The sequence below is a fragment of the Mucilaginibacter sp. genome, assembly GCF_036383575.1.
Classification (GTDB): domain Bacteria; phylum Bacteroidota; class Bacteroidia; order Sphingobacteriales; family Sphingobacteriaceae; genus Mucilaginibacter.
This window is the reverse complement of sequence record NZ_DASVOB010000182.1, coordinates 1-9,667: the sequence shown is the minus strand read 5'-3', so window position 1 is coordinate 9,667 and position 9,667 is coordinate 1. Positions and strand designations below refer to the sequence as shown.

Annotated in this window: 10 protein-coding genes; 2 read left to right on the top strand and 8 right to left on the bottom strand. The window is 45.5% G+C overall.

Features of this window, described 5'->3' with window-relative positions; translation table 11 throughout:
• Together VF500_RS06665 and VF500_RS06660 are read left to right on the top strand one after the other, a co-directional pair.
• Positions 1-203 (top strand): TSUP family transporter (locus tag VF500_RS06665; RefSeq protein WP_330858916.1); only part of this gene is annotated, 203 nt, incomplete at its 5' end.
• Positions 204-208: 5 nt separating this feature from the next.
• Positions 209-613, top strand: coding sequence for a DUF1634 domain-containing protein (locus VF500_RS06660; protein ID WP_330858915.1), 405 nt, complete (start codon positions 209-211; stop codon positions 611-613).
• A gap of 238 nt (positions 614-851) precedes the next feature.
• On the opposite strand, the gene VF500_RS06655 is transcribed toward VF500_RS06660, so the two are convergent.
• From VF500_RS06655 to VF500_RS06620, 8 genes are all read right to left on the bottom strand, one after another.
• Entirely contained in the window at positions 852-1,319 is a 468-nt protein-coding gene (locus tag VF500_RS06655; RefSeq protein ID WP_330858914.1) for a hypothetical protein, read from the bottom strand.
• A gap of 70 nt (positions 1,320-1,389) precedes the next feature.
• Positions 1,390-1,731, bottom strand: a complete 342-nt coding sequence (locus VF500_RS06650) for a hypothetical protein (protein ID WP_330858913.1) — start codon at positions 1,729-1,731, stop codon at positions 1,390-1,392.
• Between the two features lie 8 nt (positions 1,732-1,739).
• Positions 1,740-3,326, bottom strand: coding sequence for a Na+/H+ antiporter (locus VF500_RS06645; RefSeq protein ID WP_330858912.1), 1,587 nt, complete (start codon positions 3,324-3,326; stop codon positions 1,740-1,742).
• Positions 3,323-3,529 (bottom strand): hypothetical protein, encoded by a 207-nt coding sequence (locus tag VF500_RS06640; protein ID WP_330858911.1) that lies wholly within the window; start codon positions 3,527-3,529, stop codon positions 3,323-3,325. Before VF500_RS06640 ends, VF500_RS06645 begins: the two co-directional genes overlap by 4 nt.
• A 42-nt stretch (positions 3,530-3,571) precedes the next feature.
• Complete coding sequence (locus VF500_RS06635) at positions 3,572-3,847, bottom strand: hypothetical protein (RefSeq protein WP_121227000.1); 276 nt, start codon at positions 3,845-3,847, stop codon at positions 3,572-3,574.
• A 482-nt stretch (positions 3,848-4,329) separates the two neighbouring features.
• Positions 4,330-6,939, bottom strand: coding sequence for a M1 family aminopeptidase (locus VF500_RS06630; RefSeq protein ID WP_330858910.1), 2,610 nt, complete (start codon positions 6,937-6,939; stop codon positions 4,330-4,332).
• Positions 6,940-7,072: 133 nt separating this feature from the next.
• Entirely contained in the window at positions 7,073-8,158 is a 1,086-nt protein-coding gene (locus tag VF500_RS06625) for an efflux RND transporter periplasmic adaptor subunit (protein ID WP_330858909.1), read from the bottom strand.
• A gap of 7 nt (positions 8,159-8,165) precedes the next feature.
• Positions 8,166-9,667, bottom strand: a 1,502-nt coding sequence (locus VF500_RS06620) for an efflux RND transporter permease subunit (RefSeq protein ID WP_330858908.1), incomplete at its 5' end; no start/stop codon positions are given.

Sequence of the window (9,667 nt, the reverse complement as noted above, 5' to 3'; positions counted from 1 at the left end):
CAAGCGCGGTGGTTTACCTGCAACGCGGTTATATGGATCCGGCCATTGCTTTTCCGGTGGTATTGGGTGTTTTAGGCGGCGCGTTCACCGGTGCCAAGTTACTTAAACGGCTCGACCCGAAAGTGCTGCGCTATATTTTCTGTACAGCCATTGTTTTTGTCGCCGTCGAAATGATGTATAACGGATTTCAACACAAATTTTAATTAAAATGATGAACACAAATAATAAAACCAAAAACCTGGGCGACCGTGATATTGAACTGCTGGTTGGCCGCCTGTTGCGGACCGGCGTAGTAACCGCCAGTTGTATTGTGCTGCTTGGCGGCATACTGTTCCTTATCCAGCATGGAGCTTCCCCAATGCCGTCTTACCATCATTTCGCCGGTGAAAGTGCTAATTACACTACTTTCGGCGGTATTCTGTCGGGTGTTCTTCAGCTCAACGCAAAAGGGATTGTTCAATTTGGTGTAATGGTACTGATAGCCACACCTGTATTGCGGATCGCATTATCCTTGATCGGCTTTGTATTGGAAAAAGACCTCCTTTATGTGGTCATTACCACCATAGTACTGTGCGTGATGCTATTTAGCACCATCGGTGGCCTGAAAGTATAAACCCGGTTTATACTTGTAATAAAAATGAGGTTGTATCATAAAAAGGGGGTTAACACATTTCCCGTATAAAAAACACTCAACTATATGATTATTAATTATATATGCAAATGTCAACCCTGAATTATGTTAACCCTGTTAACCCCTTTTTGTTAGTAGAGTCAACCCAAAACCATATACCGCTTAAGTATCTGAATAAGTCAAAAAAAAGCGGCTGATCAATCATGATCAGCCGCTTTTTTTACCTGCTTAAATAAGCATTGAGCAGTGTTTCCCAATCCTTAGCCTGTTTTTCAAATTGTTTCAGTTTCATTTCATTGTCTTGAAACTGCTGATAAAAGGGAAGGCTATCGAGCACTCTGTTTTGTGCATCGGCAATCTGCAAGGAAATTGAACGTACTGAAGTTCCGTTCATGGTCTTCAACACATAAGTTCTCACGGCTTTCGTCAGGTTATATACCGCCACTTCAGATTGTGTAAGATCGGCTAGTAACAATATTTTACTTGGCCTGGCCCAGCCTATGATCTTATTGCTAAGCGGTTCATACCTGGTAAGATCGAGGCTGAGATCAGCTGCTTTGTGTAATAATCTATCTTTTAACAACGCGAGTTGTTTCTGTTTTGCGCGTTTGGTAATAATATAAAACGGCACGCTAAAAAGCGTGATCAACCCTCCTGCTATCAGGGAGTTTTCTAAAATATGAGTCATACTAAATTTTTCTAAATAAGTTTAAAAGAAGCGGGATGCTTCGTTAATTCGGGCAGAAAACTTAGTAACATTACCAAAAACCATGGAAGGGAAATAGCATCAGCAAGATCTTGCGGGGCATTTGGCTATTGCGCAAGGCTATGCTACGAACGCGGGCATTATCAGGAGCGTTAAACAGATTGGCCGGCTGATCAACAACACAGGCAGGATGTAAAATAAAATGCGTTAGCGGCGCCTCGCTAATTAAAACAGAAGCCAGGGAGGTTTCCTCTGCAACAATTTCAACATGGAGGTATTGTTTTACCGTCTGCCCGGGCACGCGCGTTTTTTCCGCACGACCATCGGCCCTCGCTGTAAAAGCAAAGAACAACAGACCTGTTACCGTAAGCAGTTTAAATAATCTGTAAAACATCTCAAATCTCAATTTTTCCGTGTCCTCGCCTCTTCAAGATCGAGTTCGCGCTCCCTGGCGCGGATCAGGTGATCAGCAAACTCCTTGTTTCGGTGCATCTTTTTTAACTCGCCGCGCCTAACTTCAATGATCTCCAGCAACATCTGCCGGTAATCGTGAATAAAAGCCGGTATTTGATCTTCACCGTTCAATTGTTTTTCGGCTATCTCTGCCATGCGCTCATATTTTTCTTTTACCCGGCGAAACAGCGGTTTGGCCTCGATCTCCTGGCCGCAATTATCATCAAGATAAGCGATGACCGCGGTGGCTAAACGGTGCCTGATCTGTTGTTCCTGGCTGATATCATTTTCTACAACTTCCAGTTTAAGCACGCGCAACAGCAGCGGCAGACTTAAACCTTGCAGCACGAGCGTAAAAAGTATAACTGCGAAAGTGATAAACAGGATCAGGTTGCGGTGCGGGAAAGCAGTTCCATCTGCAAGCGTCAGCGGAATGGCAAGCGCCGATGCGAGCGAAACTACGCCCCGCATACCGCTCCACCCGATCACAAACACCGGTTTCCAATTAAGCGGCCCTTCCTTTTCTACGATCCGGCGGCTAAGCAAACGCGGTAAATAAGCCGATGGGAAAACCCAGATTAACCTGACAATTATCGACAGAACACTGATCGCTACTGCGAAAAGAATACAGTCGGGCAGAGAGTAATGTTCAATGCCGTGAATAATGCCCGGCAATTGCAGGCCTATCATGATGAATACAACTCCATTCAATAAAAAGATAGCCACATTCCATACCGTAAGCGTTTGCAGGCGCGAGTCATAAGAAAAAATATCCGATGAGCGAAAGGATAGGAACAGCCCGCCACTAACAACCGCCAGCACACCCGAAAAATGAAAATGCTCGGCCAAAAGGTACATCAGGTAGGGAGCAATGAGCGTCAACGCGGTATCAATACTCGGTGTAGTTGGCAAAAACCGGTGGATAGCGTAAACTACATGCGCTACCGCCAGGCCGATCAATACACCCATGATAACTACAGAAAAAAAGCTGCCTGTTGCTTGCCAGAAAGTAAATTGCCCGGTAAAGATCGCTACAAGCGCAAAGCGGAAAACAATAAGACTTGATGCATCATTAACCAGGCTCTCCCCTTCCAGTATAGCAACTATCCGACTGGGCACCTTCAGGTCCTTAAATACAGACGCTGCCGCTACTGCATCAGGTGGTGAAATAATACCACCCAACAAAAAACCGAGCGCCAACGAACAATCCGGAATAAGCCAGTGCGCAAAAAAAGCAATAGCCGTAGCCGTAAAGATAACCAATCCGAAAGCCAGTAGACTTATCGGGCGGCGCAGCCGCCAAAACTCGGCCCAGGAAGTGTTCCATGCCGCCGAATACAACAAGGGCGGCAGGAACACCGCGAATATGATATTGGGATCCATCTTTACAACGGGAACGCCGGGTATAAAGCTGATCACCAATCCAGCCAAGACTAACAGTATCGGGTATGACACGTTTAGTTTGTTACTGAGCAAGGCCAGCATAGATGTTGTGAACAGCAATGCCAATACAACAAGCAAATGGTCTTGTATCATTGAGTTAAATTAATTGCGTGATCAACTTCAACATCTGATAAAGAGACAAAGCGGATGCCCCCTTTATAGTTGATCCAGATCCCGGTCCAGCCGTTGCTGTTATAGCCAAGAAATTCGGCCTGGGGCGATTGCGGGTCAAGCCCTTCAAATGGTTTTCCGGTATAACGCAGCAGCGTTCCTGCCGTTAAATGTTGTTTATTCATCGATGTTCTTTTAAGGTAATAAAATACGGTTTTTCAAGATCCTTAAGCCACCGGCTTCCAGATCTTGAAAACATTTTCGTAGCGGCTGCCGCCATCTCTGATCAGCAAAGCAATATCCTCCTGTCTTTCGGGAAAATACTTTTCTACCAGTCGCTGGATTCGCAGCAGGATCGCGCCCAGCCTGGACTCGATTGCAGCTAACGGCATCTTGACTTTAATGATCATATCCTGGAAATAAACTTCAGCTTCCTCCCGAAGTTCTCTTTCCAGCATGATCGCTACTTGTGCATGAAATTTTTTCTTCAAATTTCTTTTCATAACGCCAGTTTAATGCGATAATAAATTGGTCAATGAATTAAGATTGAACAACATTATCGTCTATTACAGAAATATAAACGTTAATAAACAGGAAATATTCGGCGACTACCAGAAGGCATGAAAAGGATACAGGAGAAACCTGTGATACAGAATCTTATATATAGATGAAATTTGGGGCGAGTTGACAAGTACCGGGTATTGGAGGTTGGGCTGTTGGATCGTAACAGTCTCCGCATGCAAATTCGGCGAGTAATTCAGTTGTTGCTGAAAATTAAACCCTGTATGTAATACCTCACCTGAAAGCTCTGCAGCTAAATGCCTTGCATCCTTTAAGGCAGCTGCTTTCAGGGTAAATGAGTGAGTGGCTGAGGCCGGAGCAGCATAAGAACTAACTGTTGATCCTGAAAGGATAAACGCAGTTAATATTCCGAGAAATAGCTTTAAGCCCTTTGCCATATACACAAATATAACAGAATATCTGATCATTTCACCAATTTCTGCGCCCGCATTACATTATCAGCACCTTGCAGCAGCTTGCCTTTTAGCTTTAAGTTAAGGTTTGGATGCGCCTTAATGTATTCGTTTACCATATCAGCAACTTCATTGGTCTGATAATTGCCCAGCGTGGCATTGATAAACGATTGCGGGAAAAAGATATCGCCCGTAGCCCGGATCTCCTCCAAAAGGTTCAGGCTTTCAGGCACATATTTTACCGAAGTGCTTTGCCTTAACGGGTGATGCAGATAACTTAACGCTGATAGCACCCAGGCCTCCTTTTCCCTATTTTTGCGTTCTTTCAAACTATTAAAAAAAGCATCGCGTTCTTTTACGTCTGTTGATAGTGCCGGCATCAAGAACTCCATACGCTTTTTGCGGTTGGGATCTTTCACCCGCTCCTCCTGCTGCTTCAGCACCTGCACTACCGTGTCACTTTTCAGGGCTATCTGAAAGGCCATGCTGATGTAATCATCTTCGTTTAGTTTCACACCTTGGGGTGGGGTTTGCGTTTTCCAGATGTCGTAGATGCGTTGGGCAGCTGCCTTGCTCTGGTAAATACCTTGATAGGTACTGAAAAGAATTTTCTTAATGTTCGGTGCCGATTGCTGTTCCATGGCATTCCAAAGGGTTTGCTCCAGTACTTCGGTGTTAGCATTCCGTACGGCCGGACTGACAAATTCCCAGTAAATACTGCTGATATAGCCTGTAAGCACTCGTATGTTGGATTCCTCTTTCTCCATGTTCAGGCCTTTTTCGAACAACTTCATCAGTTCAGCCGGAGCGTAGCCTTGACCATTCAGCATATTTTCATAAGCGTTGATGTAAACAGATGCTCGTTGTATGGGACTTTTTAATGCAAAAAGCTGATCGGCCGAAAGATCAGGATCAAGCGGAAACAGTCCATATCCTAAACCGTTAGAATTATAAACAATGTAAAGCGGCCTGGCCATACCTACAGTAGCACTAAGCTGCACGGTCTGTTCATTCAGGTTAACCGGGATGGTTTCCTGGTGATCGGCATAAACCAAGGTGATTTCAAAAGCCTGCGGCCAGATCCGTGCAGCACCAGTTTCTGGGTGTTGGGTCAATGTAAAACTGCTGATCTTTCCATTTGCATACTGCACATCCGCATCAATCACCGGGCGACCGGTTTCATTTACCCAAACTTTGTTCCAGGCATTTAAATTGACTTGCGTGTGGTGGCTCAGACAGGTTATCAGATCGGGCCAGGTGGCATTCTGATAGGCGTATTTCTTCAGGTATTCGCGCACACCGGCCTGAAAGTTTGCAGGTCCCATCAACAGTTCCAACTGGCGCATCATAATAGGTGCCTTGTGGTAGATGATATTCCCATACATTGACCCGGCATCCTGCAGGCTATCCAGTTGCTGACGGATAGGATTGGCTCCGGCTGTACGGTCAATACCATAGGCAGCGGGGTAATGATCCCGCAAAAACTTGAGGTTAAAGGTTTCTTTACCCATCAGTTTTTCCGTCACCTTGTCGGCCATAAAATTGGCAAACACCTCCTTCATCCATACATCGTTAAACCAGCGCATGGTAACCATATCGCCAAACCACATGTGCGCGGTCTCGTGCGAGATAAGATTGATACGTGCGATATATTGATCTTTGGTAGCAGCATCGTCCAGGAAAAGGGCCGATGCCTCGTACTGCACTTCGCCGGGATGCTCCATACCGCCAAACTGAAAATCAGGAATAGCCACAAATCCCACCTTTTGAAAAGGATATTTGATCTGCGTCCAGTCCTCCAAAAAAGCGATAGCATTTTTGTGCGCTTCAAATACAGAATCAACACTTGATCTGATCTTTTTCTGATCTGTTTCGCGGTAAAGAAATTCAGCATTGCGGGCACCAATGGTTTTCCTTACAGCAGTGTATTTGCCAGCAGTGAATGAAAACAGGTAAGTAGGCAACTTATCACTGGGTGTAAAATGGTATTTGGTATACTGCCCACTTACTAACGAATCCTTCTTCGAGCCATTACCCAGCACCTTCCATCCTGCCGGGACAGCGAGCGCCAGCGTAAAAGTGGCTTTCAGATCAGGCTGATCAAAACAGGGAAATACCGTGCGGGCATGATCAGGCACAAACAGTGCATACAAAAACTCATCATTACGGTTAAGTGAGGCATCGCCGGGAATAAAATTTATAACTACGCGATTAGCACCTTGCTTAAGGGCTTCGGCAGCAATAAGTAAATGCTCCTGTTGCAGGTTGATGGTTGCAGGATTGCCATTTACTTCAATGTTTTTTATATGATCAGTTCGTTGTTTAAAATCAATCTGCAAGGGTTGCCCATCTTTCTTTAACGTGAAGTTGATCACTTCCGCAGCATTAATGGGGTCTTTTTTGCGGTCAGGTATCTGAAAGTCCAGGCTATATTGAATGTTACTGATAACTGATTTACGGTATTCTGCCAGTTGCAACGATACGCCAGGTTCAACGGGTACGTTTTTTTGCTGGGCGAAAACAAATGATGACTCCAGCGCGAGGAGTAAAATAGCGGTAAAAGTGATTTTCATATCAGACAGGACTAATATAGCCATTCCGGTAATGCTATAATCTTTCACCTATAATTTTTTGTTCTTTAGTCGACTGTTACTCCATTTTCGGTAAGAGGGACAGCAAAAGCACCGTTCAGTTTTCGGTTGAACGATGCTTTGATCTATTTGTAAACAATGAATGCTCAAGCCTTGCGGCTAACTACTGCGAAACCCTGACCAGAGCCCCCTCTTTTATTTCATCCGTCGCATTCCGGAGCAATTCATTGCCGGTGGTTAAGTTTCCATAAACTTCCACGCTATCAGCATTTGCCCTGCCCCTTTTTACATCTATCCACTGAGCTTTTCCATTAACCACCCGAATAACGAAAACTCGCTGCGAGTTTTGTGCTATGGCGCTTTGCGGTACAATGAAATTTTTCTGATTGTTTGTTAGCTGTAAGGTTACCTGTGCAAACATTCCGGGTAATAACATCTTGTCATTGTTAGGTATATCCATTTCCATTTGCTCCGACCTGAGCTCATCATTCATACTGCCTGCCATGCGGTTTACTACTGCCACAAACTGTTTACCCGGCAAGGTTTTCACTGTAAAATGAACGGTGTCTTTATCTTTAAAGTAGCTGGTGGCGGCCTCGGGCACGGCTACTACCAATCGCAGTTTCTTTTGTTCCTGAAGTGTCAGCATTGGTTTGTCCGAACTTTTATCTGTTGGGGCAACATAAGCGCCGGGGTAAACATTGCGCGAGCTGATAACACCATCAAAAGGAGCTCTGACCTCAAGATAATTTCTTAAATCGGCTGATAGCTGATAGGCTGATTTGGCAGCAAGCAAAGCAGAACTGTCAGAGCTCATTTTGGCATGCGCCATATCCAGGTCGTTGGGCGAAATGGTGCCCGGCATCTTGCTTGTTTTTAACAACCTGTCGTAGTTGGCCTTACTGCCCCTGTAAATGGCCTCTTTAGTATGCAGGTCTTCTTGTGCCTGTTTCAAAGCGGCCGTCATTTCCGGGGCTTCCAGGGTCATCAATAATTGACCGCGGTGAACTTCACTGCCGATATCAACAGTCATTGTTTTTATAAAGCCGTTAACCTTGGCATACATGTCAACAGTTTGGTAAGGGCGTAACTCGCCCGGAATGCTCATGGTTGTATTTAGTGTGCCCGGAGTTAAAGCGAACACCTGTAATGCAGGTGCGGGCTGCGTAACAGTTTGTGCCTGTTTGCTCTGGCAGGATGCCAGTAAACCGCCTGCTAACAGGGCTAAAAATGCATATCTTGTTTTCATGATCGTTTTATTGAGTTATTGGTGATTGTTTATCGTAAAAAACACTGTGTACATCATCGGGATCTAAAGACACCGCATTGGTGCTTGCTTTCCGCCTGATCAGATAAAAGATAACCGGCAGTATAAACAGCGATACAAAAGTTGAGGCGATGAGCCCGCCGATAACAGCCCGGCCCAGTGGCGCTGTTTGTCCGCCGGCCTCTCCCAAACCTGAGGCCATAGGGATCATGCCGGCTATCATGGCAATGGTGGTCATCATAATAGGCCTTAACCGGAGTTCTGTGGCTTCAAGCGCCGACTCCATGGCTGACTTACCGGTTAGCCGGATCTGCTCGGCATTGGTTACCAGCAAAATACCGTTAGAAACCGACACCCCGACAGACATGATGATACCCATGTATGATTGCAGGTTAAGTGTTGAACCTGTTGCCAGCAAAATCAGCAGTGAACCAACCAAAACCGCGGGTATGGTGGTAACAACCGTAAATCCAAGGCCGAACGATTGATAATTGGCTGCCAATATCAGCACCAGGATAACCATGGTTATTAACAGGCCCGATTGTAAGCTACTCAGCGTTTCATCCAGTAAGTTGGCAAGACCCCGTGTTTCTACAGTTATGCCGCGGGGTGGCGCGCCTGCCTGCTTTAATACCGCGCTCACCGCTGATGAGGCAGAACCCAGGTCCTTTTTATAAACGTTGGCAATAACCGAAAGGAACCGGGTTGCTCCTTTACGATCATATTCGCCCACGATCGATTGGTTGGTAAACGTACACACGTCGCCCAATACCGGCCTCGGCCTGTCTTTAAAAATTGGCACACCTGCCAGATCATCCAGGCTGCCCATATCTGTTTGTGGGATTTCTACCTGCACCTCATAAGAGTTGGCGCTTTTTTCATCCAGCCACAGCATTTTTTCGGTAAACCGGCTGGATGACGTAGCTTCAGTAATACTATTGGTGACTTCGGTCATCGTTAAGCCCATCTGTTTTACCTTGTCCCGGTCAATGTTAATATGAATAGCGGGGTTCTTCAGTTGCTCTTTTATTTGCACGTCCCTTAAAAACGGAACCTGTTTAAGCAGATCCTGCAACTTAACGGCATACTGGTCACTTTCTGTAAAGTCTTTTCCCATTACAGCTATCTCAATCGGGGTCGACGAGCCCTGGCTCATTATTTTATCGGTCAGATCGATAGGTTCAAAAGACAGTTTGACATCGGGCATTTCACGGTGAAGCGCATTCCGGAGATTTTCCTTCACATCTTCAATATCTACCTTATAATCAGGGCTGAGATTTACCTGCATTACGATTTCGTTGGATGCACTCATAAACAAGATAATGGGCAATGTGGGAAAAGATGAAGGATGCTGCCCGGCAAATGCCGATATGATCTCCACGTTGTGCTCACCAACGGTATTGTATAATACCTGCTGTGTTTTGAGCATTAAATTTTCGGTGGCTTCAAGCCTGGTTCCTTCGGGCGCGCGGAGACGAAGTTGAAACTGGC

What these genes read in the sequence shown, in the direction of transcription:
- VF500_RS06640 (WP_330858911.1), bottom strand. Translation starts at nt 3,529, where the DNA reads ATGAATAAACAACATTTAACGGCAGGAACGCTGCTGCGTTATACCGGA.
- VF500_RS06635 (WP_121227000.1), bottom strand. Translation starts at nt 3,847, where the DNA reads ATGAAAAGAAATTTGAAGAAAAAATTTCATGCACAAGTAGCGATCATG.
- VF500_RS06650 (WP_330858913.1), bottom strand. Translation starts at nt 1,731, where the DNA reads ATGTTTTACAGATTATTTAAACTGCTTACGGTAACAGGTCTGTTGTTC.
- VF500_RS06655 (WP_330858914.1), bottom strand. Translation starts at nt 1,319, where the DNA reads ATGACTCATATTTTAGAAAACTCCCTGATAGCAGGAGGGTTGATCACG.
- VF500_RS06645 (WP_330858912.1), bottom strand. Translation starts at nt 3,326, where the DNA reads ATGATACAAGACCATTTGCTTGTTGTATTGGCATTGCTGTTCACAACA.
- VF500_RS06660 (WP_330858915.1), top strand. Translation starts at nt 209, where the DNA reads ATGATGAACACAAATAATAAAACCAAAAACCTGGGCGACCGTGATATT.
- VF500_RS06625 (WP_330858909.1), bottom strand. Translation starts at nt 8,158, where the DNA reads ATGAAAACAAGATATGCATTTTTAGCCCTGTTAGCAGGCGGTTTACTG.